The 20,065-nt window shown below is 38.3% G+C and carries 19 protein-coding genes and 16 tRNA genes (1 of these 35 running past the window's edge); 32 read left to right on the plus strand and 3 right to left on the minus strand.

The window, feature by feature from the left end; genetic code table 11:
* The 22 genes from IGL48_RS01070 to IGL48_RS01175 form a co-directional block, all read left to right on the plus strand.
* Positions 1-27, plus strand: a tRNA-Met gene (locus tag IGL48_RS01070); it begins 47 nt to the left of the window's first position.
* Positions 28-47: 20 nt separating this feature from the next.
* Positions 48-121, plus strand: a tRNA-Ile gene (locus IGL48_RS01075).
* Positions 122-154: 33 nt separating this feature from the next.
* Positions 155-244 (plus strand) — tRNA-Ser (locus tag IGL48_RS01080).
* 33 nt (positions 245-277) lie between these two features.
* A tRNA-Met gene (locus IGL48_RS01085) sits at positions 278-351 on the plus strand.
* A gap of 38 nt (positions 352-389) precedes the next feature.
* Positions 390-466 (plus strand) — tRNA-Asp (locus IGL48_RS01090).
* Between the two features lies 1 nt (position 467).
* Positions 468-538 (plus strand) — tRNA-Gly (locus tag IGL48_RS01095).
* Positions 539-547: 9 nt separating this feature from the next.
* Positions 548-621, plus strand: a tRNA-Ile gene (locus tag IGL48_RS01100).
* 14 nt (positions 622-635) lie between these two features.
* Positions 636-707 (plus strand) — tRNA-Glu (locus IGL48_RS01105).
* Positions 708-719: 12 nt separating this feature from the next.
* A tRNA-Ser gene (locus IGL48_RS01110) sits at positions 720-809 on the plus strand.
* A 33-nt stretch (positions 810-842) separates the two neighbouring features.
* Positions 843-916: transfer RNA gene (locus tag IGL48_RS01115), tRNA-Met, on the plus strand.
* Positions 917-964: 48 nt separating this feature from the next.
* Positions 965-1,038: transfer RNA gene (locus IGL48_RS01120), tRNA-Asp, on the plus strand.
* A gap of 5 nt (positions 1,039-1,043) precedes the next feature.
* Positions 1,044-1,116, plus strand: a tRNA-Phe gene (locus IGL48_RS01125).
* Positions 1,117-1,130: 14 nt separating this feature from the next.
* A tRNA-Gly gene (locus IGL48_RS01130) sits at positions 1,131-1,201 on the plus strand.
* Between the two features lie 13 nt (positions 1,202-1,214).
* Positions 1,215-1,288 (plus strand) — tRNA-Ile (locus IGL48_RS01135).
* 10 nt (positions 1,289-1,298) lie between these two features.
* A tRNA-Ser gene (locus tag IGL48_RS01140) sits at positions 1,299-1,386 on the plus strand.
* 15 nt (positions 1,387-1,401) lie between these two features.
* A tRNA-Glu gene (locus tag IGL48_RS01145) sits at positions 1,402-1,473 on the plus strand.
* A gap of 242 nt (positions 1,474-1,715) precedes the next feature.
* Positions 1,716-2,558, plus strand: coding sequence for a BglG family transcription antiterminator LicT (licT, locus tag IGL48_RS01150; protein WP_002355181.1), 843 nt, complete (start codon positions 1,716-1,718; stop codon positions 2,556-2,558).
* Between the two features lie 73 nt (positions 2,559-2,631).
* Complete coding sequence (locus IGL48_RS01155) at positions 2,632-4,530, plus strand: beta-glucoside-specific PTS transporter subunit IIABC (protein WP_002358327.1); 1,899 nt, start codon at positions 2,632-2,634, stop codon at positions 4,528-4,530.
* A 23-nt stretch (positions 4,531-4,553) separates the two neighbouring features.
* Positions 4,554-5,984 carry a 6-phospho-beta-glucosidase gene (locus IGL48_RS01160; RefSeq protein WP_002375743.1) on the plus strand — a complete coding sequence of 477 codons (1,431 nt, stop codon included), beginning with the start codon at positions 4,554-4,556 and terminating at the stop codon, positions 5,982-5,984.
* 122 nt (positions 5,985-6,106) lie between these two features.
* Entirely contained in the window at positions 6,107-7,573 is a 1,467-nt protein-coding gene (locus tag IGL48_RS01165; protein ID WP_002373156.1) for a glycoside hydrolase family 1 protein, read from the plus strand.
* Positions 7,574-7,593: 20 nt separating this feature from the next.
* Complete coding sequence (locus tag IGL48_RS01170; protein WP_002419252.1) at positions 7,594-8,412, plus strand: histidine phosphatase family protein; 819 nt, start codon at positions 7,594-7,596, stop codon at positions 8,410-8,412.
* Positions 8,413-9,495: 1,083 nt separating this feature from the next.
* Positions 9,496-10,239, plus strand: coding sequence for an alpha/beta hydrolase (locus IGL48_RS01175; RefSeq protein WP_002399661.1), 744 nt, complete (start codon positions 9,496-9,498; stop codon positions 10,237-10,239).
* Between the two features lie 17 nt (positions 10,240-10,256).
* On the opposite strand, the gene IGL48_RS01180 is transcribed toward IGL48_RS01175, so the two are convergent.
* The gene (locus IGL48_RS01180; RefSeq protein ID WP_002379037.1) at positions 10,257-10,850 is read right to left on the minus strand and encodes a bifunctional transcriptional activator/DNA repair enzyme AdaA; all 594 of its coding nucleotides are present in this window, start codon (positions 10,848-10,850) and stop codon (positions 10,257-10,259) included.
* Between the two features lie 111 nt (positions 10,851-10,961).
* Between IGL48_RS01180 and IGL48_RS01185 the strand changes: the two genes are divergently transcribed.
* The 5 genes from IGL48_RS01185 (at position 10,962) to IGL48_RS01205 (ending at position 14,186) form a co-directional block, all read left to right on the plus strand.
* Positions 10,962-11,453, plus strand: a complete 492-nt coding sequence (locus IGL48_RS01185; RefSeq protein ID WP_002355188.1) for a methylated-DNA--[protein]-cysteine S-methyltransferase — start codon at positions 10,962-10,964, stop codon at positions 11,451-11,453.
* 12 nt (positions 11,454-11,465) lie between these two features.
* A complete protein-coding gene (locus IGL48_RS01190; RefSeq protein ID WP_002355189.1) occupies positions 11,466-11,978 on the plus strand; it encodes a DNA-3-methyladenine glycosylase I in 513 nt (170 codons plus the stop codon).
* Positions 11,979-11,990: 12 nt separating this feature from the next.
* Positions 11,991-12,665, plus strand: a complete 675-nt coding sequence (locus IGL48_RS01195; protein ID WP_002355190.1) for an HD domain-containing protein — start codon at positions 11,991-11,993, stop codon at positions 12,663-12,665.
* A gap of 142 nt (positions 12,666-12,807) precedes the next feature.
* Positions 12,808-13,743 carry a cation diffusion facilitator family transporter gene (locus IGL48_RS01200; protein WP_002355191.1) on the plus strand — a complete coding sequence of 312 codons (936 nt, stop codon included), beginning with the start codon at positions 12,808-12,810 and terminating at the stop codon, positions 13,741-13,743.
* A 29-nt stretch (positions 13,744-13,772) separates the two neighbouring features.
* A complete protein-coding gene (locus IGL48_RS01205) occupies positions 13,773-14,186 on the plus strand; it encodes a DUF4809 family protein (RefSeq protein ID WP_002387649.1) in 414 nt (137 codons plus the stop codon).
* A gap of 98 nt (positions 14,187-14,284) precedes the next feature.
* Here the strand turns inward: IGL48_RS01205 and fabI are convergent, their stop codons facing one another.
* Positions 14,285-15,037, minus strand: coding sequence for an enoyl-ACP reductase FabI (fabI, locus tag IGL48_RS01210; RefSeq protein ID WP_002358338.1), 753 nt, complete (start codon positions 15,035-15,037; stop codon positions 14,285-14,287).
* A 297-nt stretch (positions 15,038-15,334) separates the two neighbouring features.
* On the opposite strand from fabI, the gene fabF reads away from it, so the two are divergent.
* From fabF to IGL48_RS01225, 3 genes are all read left to right on the plus strand, one after another.
* On the plus strand, positions 15,335-16,573 hold the full coding sequence (gene fabF / locus IGL48_RS01215; RefSeq protein WP_002396254.1) for a beta-ketoacyl-ACP synthase II: 1,239 nt from the start codon (positions 15,335-15,337) through the stop codon (positions 16,571-16,573).
* Between the two features lies 1 nt (position 16,574).
* Positions 16,575-17,009, plus strand: a complete 435-nt coding sequence (gene fabZ, locus IGL48_RS01220; RefSeq protein ID WP_002355197.1) for a 3-hydroxyacyl-ACP dehydratase FabZ — start codon at positions 16,575-16,577, stop codon at positions 17,007-17,009.
* Between the two features lie 144 nt (positions 17,010-17,153).
* A complete protein-coding gene (locus IGL48_RS01225) occupies positions 17,154-18,122 on the plus strand; it encodes a dihydroorotate oxidase (protein ID WP_002386045.1) in 969 nt (322 codons plus the stop codon).
* A gap of 38 nt (positions 18,123-18,160) precedes the next feature.
* Here IGL48_RS01225 and IGL48_RS01230 read toward each other — a convergent pair whose 3' ends face one another.
* Positions 18,161-18,808: a FusB/FusC family EF-G-binding protein gene (locus tag IGL48_RS01230; protein ID WP_002355200.1), complete on the minus strand. Its 648-nt coding sequence runs from the start codon at positions 18,806-18,808 to the stop codon at positions 18,161-18,163.
* 354 nt (positions 18,809-19,162) lie between these two features.
* Here IGL48_RS01230 and efp point away from each other — a divergent pair, with 354 nt between their 5' ends.
* Both efp and IGL48_RS01240 read left to right on the plus strand, forming a co-directional pair.
* Positions 19,163-19,723, plus strand: coding sequence for an elongation factor P (gene efp, locus IGL48_RS01235; protein ID WP_002355202.1), 561 nt, complete (start codon positions 19,163-19,165; stop codon positions 19,721-19,723).
* 168 nt (positions 19,724-19,891) lie between these two features.
* Complete coding sequence (locus IGL48_RS01240) at positions 19,892-20,029, plus strand: hypothetical protein (protein ID WP_002355203.1); 138 nt, start codon at positions 19,892-19,894, stop codon at positions 20,027-20,029.
* Positions 20,030-20,065: the final 36 nt, after the last annotated feature.

Raw genomic sequence — 20,065 nt, forward strand, 5'->3', positions numbered from 1 at the left:
TCGGGGGTTCGATCCCCTCCGCCGCGATTATACATTTGGAAGAGCCTGGACCTTTAGCTCAGTTGGTTAGAGCAGACGGCTCATAACCGTCCGGTCGTAGGTTCGAGTCCTACAAGGTCCATTGTGACGTTGTTTATAGTTTTATTTTTATCATGGAGGATTACCCAAGTCCGGCTGAAGGGAACGGTCTTGAAAACCGTCAGGCGGGTAAAACCGTGCAAGGGTTCGAATCCCTTATCCTCCTTTCTTAGGAATTAAATTTCCTTGGTCTAATTATCGCGGGGTGGAGCAGTCAGGTAGCTCGTCGGGCTCATAACCCGAAGGTCGTAGGTTCAAATCCTGCCCCCGCAATTGCTTTTGATTTCAAAAGCACATAAAAAGAAAAGTATGGTTTGGTAGTTCAGCTGGTTAGAATGCCTGCCTGTCACGCAGGAGGTCGCGGGTTCGAGTCCCGTCCAGACCGCCATGCGGGTGTAGTTTAGTGGTAAAACCACAGCCTTCCAAGCTGTTGTCGCGAGTTCGATTCTCGTCACCCGCTTTTCTTTTTGGGCCTATAGCTCAGCTGGTTAGAGCGCACGCCTGATAAGCGTGAGGTCGATGGTTCGAGTCCATTTAGGCCCATAATTTTATAAAATGGCCCGTTGGTCAAGCGGTTAAGACACCGCCCTTTCACGGCGGTAACACGGGTTCGAGTCCCGTACGGGTCATAGTTTTGTTACGGAGGATTACCCAAGTCCGGCTGAAGGGAACGGTCTTGAAAACCGTCAGGCGGGTAAAACCGTGCAAGGGTTCGAATCCCTTATCCTCCTTTCTTAGGAATTAAGTTTCCTTGGTCTAATTATCGCGGGGTGGAGCAGTCAGGTAGCTCGTCGGGCTCATAACCCGAAGGTCGTAGGTTCAAATCCTGCCCCCGCAATTGCTTTTATTTTTTAAAGCATACATTTGCATAAAGCAAAAACGAATTGGTTTGGTAGTTCAGCTGGTTAGAATGCCTGCCTGTCACGCAGGAGGTCGCGGGTTCGAGTCCCGTCCAGACCGTTTTTGGCTCGGTAGCTCAGTTGGTAGAGCAATGGATTGAAGCTCCATGTGTCGGCAGTTCGATTCTGTCCCGCGCCATCCAAGAAAAATTTGCGGGTGTAGTTTAGTGGTAAAACCACAGCCTTCCAAGCTGTTGTCGCGAGTTCGATTCTCGTCACCCGCTTTTTTCTTATTTGGGGCCTATAGCTCAGCTGGTTAGAGCGCACGCCTGATAAGCGTGAGGTCGATGGTTCGAGTCCATTTAGGCCCATTTATTTCTTGGGGAAGTACTCAAGTGGCTGAAGAGGCGCCCCTGCTAAGGGTGTAGGTCGGGAAACCGGCGCGAGGGTTCAAATCCCTCCTTCTCCGTTTTTTCTTTTTAATGGCCCGTTGGTCAAGCGGTTAAGACACCGCCCTTTCACGGCGGTAACACGGGTTCGAGTCCCGTACGGGTCATAGTGAAGCATACAAACAATGTTTGTATGCTTTTTTTATTTTTATTACAAAAAAATGTCGTTGAAAGCGTTGACATTTGTTGTAAATATGTTATTCTTTGGATGTAGGGATAAGTAAATAGATGGATAGTGATTGTTTAAAGACAAGCTAAACCTAATTTTTTCATGAAGCGACAGGTGTGTCGTTCTTTTTGAAGAAATTGGGTTTTTCTTTTTTCAACGAAACACAAAGGAGGTGGGGCATTGATTATTCACAAAATTTTAAACAATAATGTGGTTATTACATTAGATGATGATAAACGAGAGCAAATTGTTATGGGCAAAGGAATTGCTTTTAAGAAACGCATTGGTGATTGGGTTCCTGATGAAAGTATCGATCAAGTTTTTTATTTAGCCAATCAAGAGACATCACTTAAGTTTCAAGAATTGTTAGGAAATATTCCTTTAGAGATGATGAAACTCTCGGATGACATTATTGTTTATGCAAAATCAACGTTGAAAAAGAGTTTGAATGATACCATTTATATTTCTCTGACGGATCATTTGTACACAGCTTTAGAAAGAAAAAAACAAGGAATTGCAATTAAGAATTTATTATTATGGGATATTAAACGTTTTTTTCCTGAAGAGTACGAAGTAGGAGTAAATGCTTTAAAAATGGTACAAAAGCGCGTAGGAATGGAATTGTCAACGGATGAGGCAGGTTTTATCGCATTGCACTTGGTGAATGCGGAGATGGAGGAAGAAGTCGGTAATATTTACGAATTGACAAAGTTGATGCAAGAGATTACAAATATCGTCAAATACTATTTTAAGGTAAGTTTTGATGAAGACTCTGTTTACTTTTATCGATTTAGCACACATTTAAAATTTTTCTGTTATCGCTTATTACACCAACGTGAAGTTGTCGAAAATGATGATGAAGAACTGTATGCGGTAATTAAAAAGAAATATCTCAACGCCTATCGTTGCGTGGAAAAGATCAGCTTGTATTTAAATGAGAACTATGACTATCAAGTTTCAAATGAAGAACGCTTGTACCTAACGATTCACATTGCACGAATTGTACAAACAACGGAACAATAAACGCACCACTTTGGATAGTGACATTCAGTTGGCTAAACCTTCAAATGAAAATAAATTTTTGGAGGAAAAAAAGATGGGAAAATATCATGAACTAGCAGAAAAAATTGTAAAAAATGTCGGTGGGCAAGAGAATATTAATAGTTTGACACATTGTATCACACGTCTTCGCTTCAAATTAAAAGATGAGAGTCAAGCGAATGATGATGTCTTAAAAAATATGGACGGTGTGGTAACTGTTATGAAAAGCGGTGGACAATACCAAGTCGTTATTGGGAACCATGTTCCAGCCGTTTACGAAGAAGTAGTTAGTATTGCAGGCTTGTCAGGAGAACGTGAAGAAGAAGCTTCCAGTGGGAATTTATTTGATCGCTTAATAGATATTTTAAGTGGTTGTTTCCAACCCTTTTTAGGGGCGTTAGCAGCGGCTGGGATGGTCAAAGGGTTAAATGCCTTATTGGTTTTCTTAAAGCTCTATACGGCTACGTCAGGGACTTATACCATGTTAAATGGGATTGGCGATGCAATTTTCTACTTTATGCCAGTTATTTTAGGTTATACAGCAGCTAAAAAATTCCGGTTGCATCCAATGGTAGGGATCGTGATTGGCGCAGCTTTATGTTACCCAACGATTCAAGGAAGTGCATTACAAACGGCCTTTGAAACAACAGCGGGTGCCGGAGCCGCAGCACCGTATAATTTATTCGGTTTACCTGCCTATAATACATTTATGGGGATTCCTTGGGTCGGTGCGAACTATACAAGTAGTGTCGTACCAATCATCTTCATTATTGCTTTTGCGGCACAAGTTCAAAAAGTGTTTAAACGGATTATTCCAGAAGTTGTTCAAACGTTCTTAGTACCGTTTTTCGTGTTGTTGATTGCCTTACCAATTGGTTTCTTAGTAATTGGGCCAATCGTTAGCATGCTAACAGATTTATTAAGCGCTGGCTTTACAGCATTAATGAGTTTCTCACCAGCTTTGTATGGTTTGATTCTTGGTTTCTTCTGGCAAGTCTTAGTTATTTTTGGTTTACATTGGAGCGTTGTGCCATTAGCTATTATGCAAGTGACACAAGAAGGTTCAAGCCAAGTATTAACGGGATCATTTGCAGCTAGTTTTGCGCAAACAGCGGTTGTTTTAGCGATGTTCTTCAAATTGAAAGATAAAAAGTTAAAAGCTTTGTGTCCGCCAGCAATTATCTCTGGTATTTTTGGTGTAACAGAGCCAGCAATTTATGGAATCACTTTACCAAAAAAATGGCCATTTATTTATTCAATGATTGGTGGCGCTGTCGGTGGTTTATATTTGATGATCAACAATGTGACAGCTTATACAATGGGTGGTTTAGGAATTTTCGGTGTGCTAAACTTTATCAATGGTGATGATGCAAGTGGGATGATCCAGTCCTTTATTGCAATTGCCATTGCAGCGGTCGTCGGTTTTGGTCTAACATTCTTCTTCTGGAAAGACAATACAGTTGAGGAAGAAGAAGTGATTATTGATAAAACAACGATTAAAAAAGAAAATATTACAAGTCCAGTCAAAGGACGAGTGTTATCTTTAAAAAATGCAGAGGATCCTGCTTTTGCAAATGGAGCATTAGGAAATGGGGTCGTGATTGAACCAACGGAAGGCAAAGTGGTTGCACCCTTTGATGGAACGATTGTCACACTATTCCCAACAAAACATGCATTAGGTTTGATTTCAGATAACGGCACAGAATTATTGATTCATATTGGGATTGATACAGTTCAATTAGAAGGCGAAGGCTTTGAAGCTTTTGTAAAACAAGGTGACCGCGTGAAAAAAGGTCAAACATTAGTAACCTTTGATTTAGAAGGAATTAAAAAAGCTGGGTTTAGTACACAAATCCCAATCGTTGTGACGAATACAGCGGATTATTTAGATATTTTGGAAGTCGGCAGTAATGAAGTTTCAACAAGTGATGATTTGCTGACCGCTTTAATATAAAAAGATGTGGAGGAAGAGAATTTATGGCATTTAGAAAAGACTTTTTATGGGGTGGCGCAACAGCAGCCAATCAATGTGAAGGTGGCTATAACGAAGGTGGACGCGGTTTGGCAAACGTCGATTTAGCGCCAACTGGTCCAGATCGTTTTCCAGTAATCACTGGTGAAAAGAAAATGTTTAACTTTGATGAAGAACATTTCTATCCTGCACAAGAGGCGATTGATATGTATCATCGCTATAAAGAAGATATCGCCTTATTTGGTGAAATGGGTTTTAAAACATACCGTTTATCCATTGCTTGGAGTCGAATTTTTCCAATGGGAGATGAAACAGAGCCGAATGAAGAAGGCTTGAAGTTCTATGAAGACTTATTCAAAGAATGTCATAAATATGGGATTGAGCCACTAGTAACGATTACACACTTTGACTGTCCAATGCACTTAGTGGAAGAATATGGCGCTTGGCGTAGTCGTAAGTTAGTAGGTTTCTATGAAAATCTTTGCCGTGTAATTTTCAACCGATATAAAGGATTAGTCAAGTATTGGTTAACATTTAACGAAATTAATATGATTTTACATGCACCATTTATGGGAGCAGGTCTATACTTTGAAGAAGGCGAAAACAAAGAACAAGTGAAATACCAAGCGGCCCATCATGAACTACTAGCAAGTGCAATTGCGACAAAAATTGCTCATGAGGTAGATCCTGAAAACCAAGTAGGTTGTATGTTAGCGGCTGGTTCCAACTACGCTTATACTTGCAAACCAGAAGATGTTTTCGCTGCTCGACAAGCAGATCGTGAAAATTATTTCTTTATTGATGTCCAATCACGTGGGGAATACCCTGCGTATGCTTTAAAAGAAATGGCACGTAAAGGTATTCAAATTGAAATGGAAGAAGGCGACGAAGAACTTTTAAAAGAACATACGGTGGACTTCATTTCGTTCTCTTATTATTCTTCTCGTGTCACATCAACAGATCCAGAAATTAATGAACAAACAGCTGGTAACATCTTTGCCTCTGTGAAAAATCCTTATTTAAAAGCCAGTGAATGGGGTTGGCAAATTGATCCGCTTGGTTTGAGAATTACGATGAATGACTTATATGATCGTTATCAAAAACCACTATTCATTGTTGAAAATGGCTTAGGAGCGGTAGACACACCAGACGAAAATGGTGATGTAGTCGATGATTATCGTATCGATTATTTGGCGGCGCATATTCAAGCGATGAAAGATGCTGTTGAACAAGATGGTGTCGACTTGTTAGGCTATACGACTTGGGGCTGTATTGATTTAGTATCAGCTGGAACAGGTGAAATGAAAAAACGCTATGGCTTTATCTATGTGGATCGCGATAACGAAGGAAATGGTACGTTAAAACGAAGCAAGAAGAAATCGTTTGATTGGTACAAAAAAGTAATCGCAACAAATGGTGAAGATTTAAGTAATTAATAAAATTAGCAACTATTAAAGGGCGTTTGACGTTGGTAGAAAAAACAAGGACTCTTCTGCCAGCGTCAATTCCCTTGATGGTTTCTTTGTTATGCCTAAAAACAGAGGGAAAGAGGGATTTTATGGGATTTCCAGAAAATTTTTTATGGGGCGGCGCAACAGCTGCTAACCAATATGAAGGTGGCTACCTTTCAGGAGGCAAAGGTCTGAGTACATTAGATGCAATTACTGGTGGTAGTCAAACAGAACCGCGACGGATTACGTATTTAACTAAAGAAGGCCAAAAAGCTTCGTGTACGCGCGATCAAGCATTACCCGAAGGAGCGATTGGCTATATCGATGAAGAGTTATACTATCCTAGTCATGTAGCGACGGACTTTTACCATCATTACGAAGAAGATATCGCCTTATTTGCAGAAATGGGTTTCAAATGTTTTCGGCTGTCTATCGCCTGGAGCCGGATTTGCCCAAATGGAACAAAAGAGATTAATGAAGAAGGCTTAGCCTTTTATGATAAAGTTTTTGATACTTTGCTGCGCCATGGAATTGAGCCCGTTGTGACGATTAACCATTTTGATATTCCGATGTATTTGGCCGATGAATATGATGGTTGGAAAAATCGTGAAGTGATTGATTTCTTTGTTTTCTTTTGCGAAACCATTTTTACACGTTATCAGGATAAAGTGAAGTATTGGATGACTTTTAATGAAATTAATTTTTTAAGAAGTTGGACGCAAATTGGGATTCACAATAATGATAAACAAAGTAAATATCAAGCAGCGCATCATCTATTTGTAGCAAGTGCGAAAGCAGTTGAATTAGGACATTCCATCAATCCAGATTTCCAAATTGGTATGATGGTGGCTTATATTCCAAGTTATCCTTTGTCCTGCAAACCTGAGGACGTGATGGCAGCTGTTCAATTTAACCGAGAGCAAGAATTTTATATGGATGTCCAGGCTAAGGGATATTATCCAGCGCATAAGCTCAAAGAATTTGAGCGTGAAGGAATGACAATTCAAATGGAGTCAGAGGATTTAGCGATTATTCAAAAAGGAACAGTTGATTATATCGGGTTTAGTTATTATATGTCGACTGTTTCGACTGCTTATCCCGAAGAAGTAAAATATGTCGGAGGCAACCAAATGCCTGCGGTTAAAAATCCTTATTTGCAAGAATCTGAATGGGGCTGGGCTGTCGATCCTTTAGGGTTAAGAATTTCATTGTGTCAGTTGTCAGATCGTTACAATATGCCATTGTTTGTGGTTGAAAACGGGTTTGGCGCGGTGGATACATTGCAAGAGGATGGCTCGATTGTCGATGATTACCGCATTGATTATTTTAAACAACATATTGAAGCCATGAGAACCGCAGTAGAAGAAGACGGGGTTAACTTAATTGGTTATACGCCATGGGGTTGTATTGACTTAGTTTCAGCAGGGACTGGCGAAATGAAAAAACGTTACGGCTTTATCTACGTAGACATGGATGACGAAGGTCAGGGAACCTTGAAACGAACTAAGAAAAAATCATTTAATTGGTACAAACAAGTTATCGCTAGTAATGGTGAAAACTTAACAACTGAGTAGAAAATGAGGGGAAATAAAAAATGAAAAAACGATTGACGATTGTGGGGATGCTTTTTCTGGCCATTTTAGTAATGGTTGGTTGTGGTAAAAATCAGCAAGCAACGACAAAAGAAAAAGAGACAAAACCTGAAGAACTAACTCTTTACATTGTGCGCCATGGAAAAACCATGTTAAATACGACGGACCGCGTACAAGGATGGTCAGATGCGGTCTTAACACCAGAAGGTGAAAAAGTTGTGACCGCAACTGGGATTGGTTTGAAAGATGTTGCCTTTCAAAATGCATATAGTAGTGATAGTGGCCGCGCCTTGCAAACTGCTCAACTTATTTTAGATCAAAATAAAGCAGGCAAAGACCTTGAAGTCGTGCGTGACCCAGATTTACGTGAATTTAATTTTGGTAGCTATGAAGGGGATTTAAACAAGACAATGTGGCAGGATATTGCTGATGATCAAGGTGTTTCCTTAGAAGAATTTATGAAAAACATGACCCCTGAATCCTTTGCCAACAGTGTAGCTAAACTGGATCAACAGCGCGAGGAAAGCAAGAATAACTGGCCTGCAGAAGACTATGCTACAATTACCAAACGTTTGAAAAAAGGCTTAGATAAAATTGTTGCCACAGAATCAGCCAATCCCGGAAATGGCAATGTTTTAGTGGTCTCTCATGGCTTGAGTATTTCAGCGTTGTTAGCAACTTTATTTGATGATTTTAAAGTCCCAGAAGGCGGTTTGAAGAATGCTAGTGTTACAACGATTCATTACAAAAATGGCGAGTATACTTTGGATAAAGTCAATGATGTCAGCTACTTAGAAGCAGGCAAAAAAGAATCAAAATAATCTAAGGCGTCGAGAAACAGTTTATTTAGGAGTTGGTGGAGCAAGAAAAGGGTTGCTCCACCAACTCCTATTGTTTTTTTATTAAAAGTGAAGGCTTACCTCATCACATTTTTAAATAGAAGTGGTTCGAGCTCAAAAATGATTTATCGCATAACTATGCTGACTAGATTTTGGACCGTTTTTTTACTAACTGAATAAAAGCATGTTCTGATGGGGTATTTTTACATTTATATTAAGTGAAAATTAGAAATTATTTTTTTAATTAGTGAATTAACTATTAAATAAATAGCATGAAAACATTGTGACATGTATCTGTTAAAAACCAGTCCTTTTTATGACTGTTGTTGTTTTAGTTAATGAAATAGGTTGTTATTTATTATCTAAATTGTATAAGGCTGTTACTATGCTTGCTTATATTAGTAATGTGTCCCTATAAAATAGAATAATAGCTATGTCTATTTAAAATAGTGTATGCTACTATTTTTTACAACAGACAAATTTATGAAAGTAAGACTGTTTGTTGAAAAATAATTTATATATTAATGAAAAAGTTTAAGAAAGTGTATTGATGGTTTCAAGTGAAGCGATATAATTAATTTCATTAGAGAGAAGTGTTAGAATGGCGAGAAAGCAATGGTTTATTGTTAAGTCAATGTTACTATCATTCCTTATTTTGGGAGTCCTTTCCTTCATTTTCAAAGAATATATTTTTGAAAATGTTGGTTTATTGAGGGCTTCGTTAGTTCTGATAGTATTTTTCATTGGCGAGTATATCTATTTAGAATATACTTTATCAAATAACAGGGCTTTATTGATCTGTTCGGTGTTGATATTTCTGCTTTCAGCTTCATTGTTATTTTAATAAGGGAAGTGTAGGAAAAATAAATGATGATTTGAAACGGTTATTATCAGCTACTTAGAAGCAGGCGAAAAAGAGACAAAATAATCTAAGGAATCGAGAAACAGTCTATTTAGGAGTTGGTGGAGCAACAGAAGGATTGCTTCACCAACTCCTATTGTTGTGTTCTTTTTTTATTAAAGGTAGAATCAGAAAGAAGAATTTTTTCATTGGGAGGAAATGAGATGAAAAATAGAACAAAATCACGTTGGAAAAAAATTGTCCTAGGAATCGGGCTTTTTTTAGCGGTATTAGTCATCGGTCTGACTATTTTTATTAAAAATAGTACGTATCAAGCAACCGATTCAGCCTTAAAAATAAGCCAAAGTGCCACGCAAGAAAAAAACTATGATTATTATACAAACGGGCAAAAAAATGATACAGCACTGATTTTTTATCCAGGTGCATTGGTTGCGCCCGCTAGTTATAGTGAATGGGCGCAAGAAGTTGCTACGAAAGGTTATGATGTCTATGTTGTTCATTTTCCTTTGAATTTAGCGGTTCTTGCACCAAATGCTGCAGAACAAATTATAAAGGATCATCCACAACAAAACTTCGTTTTGGCTGGACATTCTCTGGGTGGTGTGATGGCTAGCCGTTTTGTAGCGGAAAATGAGCAACGAATCAAAGGCATGATTTATTTAGCTAGCTATCCTGACGAAAAAGGTGCACTAAACAAGAAAAATCTGCCGGTTCTGTCAATAACAGCCACAAACGATGGTGTTTTAAATTGGACTAGCTACCAAAAAGCCAAACAGTTTTTGCCAAAAGATACGCAGTATGTATCTATCGAAGGTGGGAATCATGCAGGGTTTGGTAATTACGGTGTCCAAAAAGGAGATAGCAAAGCGACAATTTCTAATGAGCAACAGCAAACAGAAATCAGTCAATTGATTGTAGCATGGCTACAATCACGCCCCAATAAATAATCCGATGAGCCGAAATGTTATTTTTTCGGCTCATTTTTACTGCGATAAACAGAGGGGGTTACGCCTGTTTCTTTTTTAAAAGTGGTGGCAAAATATGCTGCGGTTTGGAAGCCAACTTTTTTCGCGATTTGTTGAATCGTAAGGGGTGAATGGAGAAGCAATTCTTGGGCTTGCCTAATTCGGATACTTGTTAAATAAGCTAATGGGGTTTGTTTTGTCTGTTCCTTAAAGGTTCGCTGCAAATGAAAGGGACTACCGTGGCAGGCTTGCGCTAAATAGTCTAAACTTAATGGTTCCGCTGAATGCCGATCAATAAATTGCTTAATTTGAGCAACCCATTCCTCGTTAGGAACGACTTGCCCGGTTGGTTGACATCTTTTACATGGACGAAAACCAAGTGTTAAAGCTTCCTGAGCCGTTTTGAAGATCAGAACGTGGTTCTTGTTGGGCACACGGGAAGGGCACGAAGGACGACAAAAAATTTTAGTTGTGGTCACACCATAAAAAAAATCACCATCAAATTGCGTATTATTATTTTGAATGGCTTCCCAACGTTTCTGAGTAAGTCGATACGTTGTTTTCATTGTAAGCACACCTCCCGTTTTCTTCATTGTAAAAGAATCCCTAATAAAAACAAGTAAAAAGTGATAGGAGCGCAAGATTTTGAAAGCCAAAAGAATTATAATGAAGATAAGAAAAACACGAGAAAGAAGTGTAGAAATATGGCAAAAAAGATTTATTATGCGCAACAAGAATGGCAGAACGATCACTATTATCTTGGTGTGACAGACGCTGGACTAGCTTTTGTAGGTTCAGCCAATCAATCGATAGAAGAACTGAAAAACTGGTATCCTCAAGCACAATTAGAAGCTTCTGAAAAGAAAACTGCGCCTTATAAAGAAGCACTAATAAGTTATCTTAACCAACATTCGACAACGTTTGCTTGCCCCATAGACATCGAAGGAACGCCCTTTCAAAAAGAAGTTTGGCAGGCGTTGCAAGAAATCCCTTATGGTGAGACAATGACCTATCAAGAAATTTCAGAAAAAATTGGGCGTCCACGTGCGGTTCGAGCAGTTGGCACAGCGATTGGGAAAAATCCTTTATTAATGGTCATTCCTTGCCATCGAGTCATCGGCAGCAAGGGACAATTAACCGGTTACCGTGGTGGTTTAGCAATGAAACAAGCATTATTAACATTTGAACAGTCTTAAAAGGAGGCGGCGATGAACAACTATCAATGGTATACAGAACAATGGGGAAAACCTACAAGAGAGGATGATTTGCTGTTTTTATTGTTGACGGTGGGTGTTTTTCAAGTTGGTTTAAGTTGGAAAGCAGCCGCAGGGAAAAAAGTAGCATTCATGAAAAATTTTTGCCAAATGAAGCCGGAAAAAGTTGCCGCGCTGTTGCCTGACGAAGTCGATCGAATAGTAGCTGATCCAGATATGATTCGCAATCGGCGCAAAATTGAAGCAACCATTAAAAATGCGCAAGCAATTTTAAAAGTACAAGAAGAATTTGGCAGTTTTGCCAATTATCTATGGCAATTTGTAAAAAACGTCCCCGTTTTATCTATTTATGAAGAAGCATACCAAGTCCCGCGCACACAGCTTTTGTCAGATAACGTAGCAAAAGACTTAAAAAAAAGAGGATTTTCTTTTGTAGGTCCGATTGTCACCAATATGTTTCTGAAAGCTAGCGGGATTATCCAGGTGGAAATTTTAAATCCAGAATAAAGGAGTGTTAGGATGTTTGAAAATGAATCTCTTAGTTTTGAAGAACAAACAATTATTCAAGCAGCAGAGCGTTATGTTCAACAAGAATTAGCCAACGAAGCAAGTGGCCATGACTGGTGGCATATTTATCGAGTGACACAATTAGCAAAAACAATTGCAGAGAAAGAACAAGCAAATTTATTTTTATGTATATTAACAGCATTGTTACATGATATTGGCGATGAAAAATTTAACGAAAGTGAAGAGGCTGGCTTGCTAAAGGTGCAACAATGGCTGGAAGCAAATAACGTATCAACAGAGCAAACGAATCACATCCTTTCTATTATTGCTAATATGTCCTTTAAAGGAGGAAATACTGGGAAAACAGTTACTACATTAGAAGGAAAAGTGGTCCAGGATGCGGATCGATTAGATGCCATCGGTGCGATTGGAATTGCACGGGTGATGGCTTATTCGGGAAATAAAGGCCGTTTAATTCACGATCCTCACAAACAACCTCGTGAACAGTTAACCCAAGAAGAATACCGGAATGGGGAAGATACTGCTATTATGCATTTTTATGAGAAACTTTTAAAGTTAAAGGAACAAATGAATACAAATTATGGTCGCTTATTGGCGGAAAAGCGTCATCAATTTATGGAACTTTATCTGGAGGAATTTTATCAAGAGTGGGATGGACACCGATAAATGAGGGCCAACTAAAACAGCCAGTACATTTCTTTTTGAATTTTAAGAGAACTCTTTTTTACAAATACCTCAGAAGTGGTAAAATGATGGATGAATAAACGGGTGGTTTATCTTAGTTTTACGTTACATATAGGAGGTAATTATGGAGACAAAAAAATCGAGTGGCATGTTTGCAGTTATTGCCGCACTGATTGCGAATATTTTAGTAGCGATTAGTAAATTTGTTGGTTTTGCTTTAAGTGGTAGTACCGCTATGATGAATGAAAGTATCCACAGTGTCGTGGACTGTAGTAATCAGGTGTTATTACTTTTTGGGAATAAGCGCGCTTCTCGTGGACAAAGTGCGTTACATCAATTTGGAGAAGGCCGTGCAAAATACTTTTTTAGTACAATTGTTGCAACGATGCTCTTTTTTGGTGGGGGCGCGTTAGGCGTAATGGAGGCTATTCAGAAGTTACTGCATCCCTCTCATGAAGTAGAAAATGTGGCTATTGTCATTGGTATTTTAATTTTTGGTTTGCTTGTGGAAGGTAGCTCTTTGCGTGTAGCGATGAAAGAAATCAAAGAATTGAATACAGAGAAGTTATCGCTCTTAAAATTTTTGCGAGAAAGTCGTCACAGTGAAATTTTAATTATTTTTACGGAAGACTTTTGTGCGGTTATTGGTTTGTGTTTAGCTTTGGTGGGAACCCTTTTAACAATGGTAACTGGAATTGCTGCATTTGATGCTATCAGTGGTTTACTGATTGGTTTACTATTAATGTGTGCAGCCATTTTCTTAGCGAAAGAATTTTATAGTTTGATTATAGGAGAAAGTGTGACCGCTACAGATTTAGCAAAAATTAAAACTGCATTTGATCGGGCGGATGTTGAAAAACTAATTGATGTAAAGACCGTTCATTTAGGTCCAACTGAAATTTTAGTAGCGGCAAAAATTGATGTGGTAGAACCAATGGAAGAAGATGCACCTGATGTTGTGAATGCGATTGAACGAGACATTCGCAGTAAAATGCCTGATAAAAAAATCTATATCTATATTGAAGTTGACGATTATGATGTGAATTACGTTCGTAAATAACAAATGAAAGAATAACTTTAAAAAACAATATGGGGGAAGAAACGATGCAAGAGGCAATTATAACAAGTACAGTAGATTTAACCAGTGGTGGTTGTAACGCCTGTGGTTTAGTGGAAGATACCGTCTACACATTAGCAATGAATGGAGTGGACATTCCGTTAGATGGCTTGACTGTTGCTCATCTAGTTTCTGCTATTGTTGCCAGAAATGGATTTAAACAGGAGCTGCAAATGGATATGCTAGATGACGAATATATCCTTTATCGAAAAGAAGACACAACAGTAACCTTTAAAGAAGCGTACAATCATTTAAGCTACGATAACGGTTCTGAAAAAATCCAATCTAAAAATAAACTGGAAGATTTACCAAAACTTTTTGAACAAGTTAATCAAATCCTAACAACTGTTTTTGGAATTGGAACTGTCAATTTTATTATAGAATAAAGTACAAAATAGAACAGAAATTGGACAATCAATGAGTGAAAGAGATCGTCCAATCTCTGTTTTTTAATGTATAAATAGAAAATAAAAACAAAAAATGATTAAGTTAAGTGAACGCCTTTATCGACATAAATGATGTCACCGACCACGCCACTAGCTAGTTCACTGACTAAAAAGGCACAAGTGTTTCCGACTTCTTCAATGGTTACACCTGTTTTATCTGGTGTCCGCTCATTAGAAATACTAATCAATTGATCGTAGTCTTTTACACCAGTCACAGCCAATGTTTTAATCGCTCCTGCGGAGATTCCGTTGACACGAATTTTATCTGCAGCTAATTCAAAAGCTAAATATTTCACGGCAGTTTCTAAAGAAGCTTTAGCAATCCCCATCATATTGTAGTTAGGAATCGCACGTTCGGAACCTAAATACGTCAATGTGACAATTCCTGAACCAGGATTTAACAAAGGTTTCGCATAATGAGTAACTGCTAAAAGAGAGTAGCTACTAATATCTTGTGCTAATAGGAAACCATCACGAGTGATGTCACTAACGTTTCCAGACAATTCTTCTTTTTTGGCAAAAGCAATCGCATGGACTAGTCCATCGATCGTGCCCACTTCATTTTTAATTGTTTCAAAGGCTGCTTGAATGGACGCATCAGAAGCAACATCGCATTCCACCAACAAATCATTTTCATCTGCTAATTTAACCACTTGCTTTTTCATGCGTTCGTTTTGATACGTATAAATAACATTGGCCCCTTGATCTTTTAATGCTTTTGCACAGCCCCAAGCAATACTTTTTTTGTTGGCAACACCCATTACGACGACATTCTTATTTTGTAAAAACATATAAAATCTCCTTTAATAAAAAATTTTTGTTGATAGAATAGGCTTTTCTTCATCAAAATGTAAAAGTTACATTTATTGAGTTGACGAATAAAATTTCAACTGGTATTATCTGTGTGAGAATGATAACAAAATCTTCTCAATTTTCTAATCTTGAAAAAAACAGACATTTTTCCTGATGTCTGAATTATTAACCAAAATACTTTGAAAGTCAAACTATTTTTCTTATTTTTTGAGAAAAAGTGCTGGAAACCGCATGAAATAATAGTTTGATAATCAAAATAAACTCGGAGGTACAGTATGAAAAGAGTGGTCATAACCGGCATGGGTGCCGTAACACCATTAGGCAATACCGTAAAAGAATTTTGGCATAATCTAGTGGATGGCAAGCTAGGAATTGGCAAAATTACTAAATTTGATTCTGAAGATACTGGGGTAGCTTTGGCTGGTGAAGTAAAAGAGTTTGACCCAAGTGCTGTTTTAGAACGCAAAGAGCAAAAAAGAATGGACTTATTTTCTCAATATGGCTTGGTCGCTGCTTTAGAAGCGTGGGAAATGAGTGGTTTAACAGAAGCAACGATTGACCCGACTCGTTTAGGTGTGATTGTCGGTAGTGGGATTGGCGGGATGACTACCTTACAAGACCAAGTACGGGTAATGGATAAAAAAGGCGCAAAACGCGTAACACCATTTTTCGTGCCCATGGTAATTGCTAATATGGCAGCGGGAAATATTTCGATTCGTTTAGGTGCAAAAGGACCTTCTCAAACTATCGTGACTGCTTGTGCTTCTGCGACGAATGCGATTGGTGAAGCTTTTCGCACGATTAAATATGGTCTAGCGGACATGATGGTAACTGGGGGGACAGAAGCCACAGTATGTGAAATTGGGATTGCAGGCTTTGCAGCATTGAATGCTTTAAATACAACAGAAGATGCGACTCGGGCTTCGATTCCTTTTGATAAAGAACGAAAAGGTTTTGTGATGGGTGAAGGCGCAGGAATGCTGGTTTTAGAAGAACTCGAGCATGCACAGAAACGTGGCGCAACTATCTACGGCGAAATTGTTGGTTATGGCAGCAACTGTGATGCTAGCCACATGACCGCTCCTTTAAAAGACGGTAGTGGCGCGGCGGCTGCGATGGAAATGGCGATTGCAGAAGCAGGGATTACACCGAAACAAATTGGGTATATCAATGCTCATGGTACGTCAACCCCAGCGAATGACGCTGCGGAAACAACGGCCATCAAACGTGTCTTTGGTGAGCGAGCATCGCAAATTCCAATTTCAAGTACAAAGAGTATGACTGGACATTTATTGGGCGCGGCTGGCGGTATCGAAGCGATCGCTTGTGTGCAAACATTGCAAGAAGGAAAAGCTCATCCGACAGTAGGCTACCAAGTTGCTGATCCAGATTGTGATTTAGATTATGTCACAGAAGGTGCACGTGACATTACAGCGGACTATACAATTAGTAATTCGTTTGGCTTTGGTGGCCATAATGGTGTAATTTGCTTGAAGAAATGGGAGGAAAACTAGTATGAAAAAAGTAATGACTGCAACAGAAATTATGGAAATGATTCCTAATCGCTATCCGATTTGTTATATTGATTATGTGGATGAAATTATTCCAAATGAAAAGATTATTGCAACAAAAAATGTGACAATTAACGAAGAATTTTTCCAAGGACATTTCCCTGGAAATCCAACAATGCCAGGCGTTTTGATTATTGAAGCATTGGCACAAGTAGGTTCGATTTTAATCTTAAAAATGGATCAATTTGAAGGTGAAACGGCCTATATTGGCGGTATCAACAAAGCCAAATTCCGTCAAAAAGTGGTCCCTGGTGATGTCTTGAAATTACATTTTGAAATCGTCAAATTACGTGACTTTGTCGGCATCGGCAAAGCGACTGCTTATGTGGAAGATAAAAAGGTCTGCGAATGTGAATTGACGTTTATTGTGGGACGATAAGAATCAATCAATTTTGGATACGTTAGTTTCCCTAAGAAAAGGAATAAGTCACAATGGCTTATTCCTTTTTAAATTTATATAAATAACACTAACGCAAAAAAACATGCTATAATCATAAAAAGCTTACGTGAAGGTGGTAAGCTTATGAGTAAAACAATTTACAGGAGGGTTTTTCTTTTGGATATTTCAGTAGAGTTTTCGGGACATAAATTGGCGAATGTGTTAATGAACGCATCAGGCATTCATTGTATGACAATTAAGGAAATGGATGAGTTAGCGGCTTCTCAAGCAGGTGCTTTTGTCGCTAAGACGGCAACACCTAATCCTCGTCAGGGCAATGAGGAACCACGGTATTTTGATACACCATTAGGAAGTATTAACTCAATGGGCTTGCCTAATTTAGGGATTGATTATTATTTAGATTATCAGATTGCACGTCAAAAGGAATTTCCTGAGGAGTTACGCTTTTTATCTGTATCTGGTATGAATTATGAGGAAAATATCGCTATTTTAAAAAAAGTGCAAGAAAGTGAATACACAGGAGTGACAGAATTTAATTTGTCTTGTCCCAATTTGCCTGGTAAACCGCAAATTGCTTATGATTTTGAATTAACAGAAAAGCTTTTAACAGAAGTTTTCCAATTTTTTACTAAACCATTAGGTGTAAAATTACCCCCATTTTTTGATATTGCACATTTTGACGCAATGGCTGAAATTTTAAATAAATTCCCTTTAGTATACGTGAATAGTATTAATAGCATCGGTAATGGTTTATATATTGACAGTGACAAGGAAGAAGTGGTCATTAAACCAAAAGGAGGTTTCGGTGGACTGGGCGGCGAATATGTCAAACCAACAGCGTTAGCCAATGTTCGTGCGTTTGCGCAACGTTTGAAACCAGAAATCAAAATTATTGGAACGGGCGGTATTACATGTGGAAAAGATGTTTTTGAGCATCTTTTATGTGGTGCAACATTAGTACAAGTCGGCACACAATTGCATCAAGAAGGTCCACAAGTTTTTGAGCGTCTAGCCAAAGAATTACAAGAAATCATGGCAGCAAAAGGTTATGAAAGTATTGAAGAATTTCGTGGGAAATTGAAAGAGATGTAACAAAAAAACCGTCAAGAAATTTTCTTGACGGTTTTTTGTTATTTCACAGCCTTAACATTTTCCATAAAGGCTTCCAAATATTCAGGTTGTGTTAATTGTTGGTTACAGGTGTCGCTATCATGGCAAATGTAATTGCCTTTTTTCGTGTAGGTTCCGTCGCCGCCTGATTTGGTTGTAGCTAGGAACATAGACACATTCGTGATTGTTTGACAGATGGAGCAAACACCTTTAACAATGGTGGGTGAAAGGGTGCCGTGGACGCCGATTAATTTATTTTCTCGATAAGCTAAGATAAATTTTTTCTGAGTCCCAGCGTCGTTCCAACCGACATAGGTATTGTTCCGTAAATCCATGTTTTCCCACTCAGGAATCTTTAACTTTTTCACTTTGCGAAAGACTTTCGTGACTTGTGGTGTTGAAGGTTCTTTAAAGGGCAACACGGTTTCTTTTAATTCGTCTAAATATTTTTCAGCACGCGCGCGTGTTAAACGACGATCCATCACTTTGTCCAACAAAATCGTAACAGCAGGGTGTTCTTCTGGAAATAACCCATTGATTTTTTCGGCACATAGGGCCTGGACAGTTTTGACAGTCGTAGCATCGTTAACAGACGTATAGGTGTTTAGTAACACAGCGACTTGTTCTTTAATTATGTTAAATTGGTAAGGTTGAATAGTTGGGTTCATGATTTTAAATTCCTTTCAAATAGACCGAGTACATACGCTGAAAGGCAATTTGTCTCACCAACGTATGTTTAGTGACAGACAACCTCATGTGTTTTTGATAAAGATAGCGTTTGACGTATCATATCATCACCCCCTTTAATGATTGATTTTTTCTATGTAAAAAGTGAAAATAATTGATGAAAGCTTGGTAATTCTAACGCAATTCAAGAAAAAAGGCAAGTTAAACTCGGTTTATTTCCCAATTCAATGTCTGGGGAGTGATAAACTTCTAAAAAAGATACGTGATTTCCTAGATTAATCCTAGGTTATTTGCTACAATAATGAAGAATTAACCAGAGAAAAGGAGAAATTACAATGATTGCAGCAAGCGATTTAAAAGCCGGTATGACTTTTGAGCAAGACGGCAAATTAATTAAAGTAATGGAAGCTAGCCACCACAAACCAGGTAAAGGTAACACGGTTATGCGTATGAAATTAAAAGATGTTCGTACGGGTTCAACAACAGATACAACAATGCGCCCAGATGAAAAAGTGAAAAAAGCGCACATCGATACAAAACCGGTTCAATATTTATACAGCCAAGATGATATGGCTATTTTCATGGATTTAGAAACATATGAACAATATGAAGTACCAACTGCTTTAATTGAAGAAGAATTAAAATATTTACTAGAAAATATGGAAGTAAAAATTCAATTTTATGGTGAAGAAGTCATTGGTTTAACTTTACCAACAACGGTAATCTTACGTGTTGCTGAAACACAACCTTCAATCAAAGGCGCAACAGTAACTGGTTCTGGTAAACCCGCTACAATGGAAACAGGATTAGTTGTTAACGTTCCAGATTTTGTTGAAGCAGACGAATTATTAGAAATCAATACTGCGGAAGGTACGTATTTAAAACGTGCTAAATAAGTAGCAGAAAAACAGAAGGCTAGCCTTCTGTTTTTTTTGGTCTATTAATTCTTTTACCTATAAGAAAACCATTGGTGTGATAGGAAATAGCAATCGTTAGAATCGTTGACACTAGAAAATGGGAAATGGTATAGTTTGGTCAACACATGACGAAGGAGGAAATCAACCATGACGAAAAAACAAGCTAGCCCTTTTTTAGAAACGGAAAGCTGTTGTTGTATGGTGCAAAATAGTGCAGCATACTCTTTTGTGATGGGGAAAACCTCCGTTATTTCTGAAAAATTGCCTAACACGATTCCTCTCTGAATCTAGACAACCAGAAATAAACAAAAAAGGTGCTGA

This window comes from Enterococcus sp. DIV1090 (assembly GCF_050537975.1).
Lineage (GTDB): Bacteria > Bacillota > Bacilli > Lactobacillales > Enterococcaceae > Enterococcus > Enterococcus faecalis.

What these genes read in the sequence shown, in the direction of transcription:
- IGL48_RS01175 (WP_002399661.1), top strand. Translation starts at nt 9,496, where the DNA reads ATGAAAAATAGAACAAAATCACGTTGGAAAAAAATTGTCCTAGGAATC.
- efp (WP_002355202.1), top strand. Translation starts at nt 19,163, where the DNA reads ATGATTGCAGCAAGCGATTTAAAAGCCGGTATGACTTTTGAGCAAGAC.
- IGL48_RS01165 (WP_002373156.1), top strand. Translation starts at nt 6,107, where the DNA reads ATGGGATTTCCAGAAAATTTTTTATGGGGCGGCGCAACAGCTGCTAAC.
- fabF (WP_002396254.1), top strand. Translation starts at nt 15,335, where the DNA reads ATGAAAAGAGTGGTCATAACCGGCATGGGTGCCGTAACACCATTAGGC.
- IGL48_RS01155 (WP_002358327.1), top strand. Translation starts at nt 2,632, where the DNA reads ATGGGAAAATATCATGAACTAGCAGAAAAAATTGTAAAAAATGTCGGT.
- IGL48_RS01240 (WP_002355203.1), top strand. Translation starts at nt 19,892, where the DNA reads ATGACGAAAAAACAAGCTAGCCCTTTTTTAGAAACGGAAAGCTGTTGT.
- IGL48_RS01230 (WP_002355200.1), bottom strand. Translation starts at nt 18,808, where the DNA reads ATGAACCCAACTATTCAACCTTACCAATTTAACATAATTAAAGAACAA.
- IGL48_RS01170 (WP_002419252.1), top strand. Translation starts at nt 7,594, where the DNA reads ATGAAAAAACGATTGACGATTGTGGGGATGCTTTTTCTGGCCATTTTA.
- IGL48_RS01180 (WP_002379037.1), bottom strand. Translation starts at nt 10,850, where the DNA reads ATGAAGAAAACGGGAGGTGTGCTTACAATGAAAACAACGTATCGACTT.
- IGL48_RS01200 (WP_002355191.1), top strand. Translation starts at nt 12,808, where the DNA reads ATGGAGACAAAAAAATCGAGTGGCATGTTTGCAGTTATTGCCGCACTG.
- IGL48_RS01185 (WP_002355188.1), top strand. Translation starts at nt 10,962, where the DNA reads ATGGCAAAAAAGATTTATTATGCGCAACAAGAATGGCAGAACGATCAC.
- IGL48_RS01190 (WP_002355189.1), top strand. Translation starts at nt 11,466, where the DNA reads ATGAACAACTATCAATGGTATACAGAACAATGGGGAAAACCTACAAGA.
- IGL48_RS01205 (WP_002387649.1), top strand. Translation starts at nt 13,773, where the DNA reads ATGGGGGAAGAAACGATGCAAGAGGCAATTATAACAAGTACAGTAGAT.
- IGL48_RS01160 (WP_002375743.1), top strand. Translation starts at nt 4,554, where the DNA reads ATGGCATTTAGAAAAGACTTTTTATGGGGTGGCGCAACAGCAGCCAAT.
- IGL48_RS01195 (WP_002355190.1), top strand. Translation starts at nt 11,991, where the DNA reads ATGTTTGAAAATGAATCTCTTAGTTTTGAAGAACAAACAATTATTCAA.
- fabI (WP_002358338.1), bottom strand. Translation starts at nt 15,037, where the DNA reads ATGTTTTTACAAAATAAGAATGTCGTCGTAATGGGTGTTGCCAACAAA.
- fabZ (WP_002355197.1), top strand. Translation starts at nt 16,575, where the DNA reads ATGAAAAAAGTAATGACTGCAACAGAAATTATGGAAATGATTCCTAAT.
- IGL48_RS01225 (WP_002386045.1), top strand. Translation starts at nt 17,154, where the DNA reads ATGAGTAAAACAATTTACAGGAGGGTTTTTCTTTTGGATATTTCAGTA.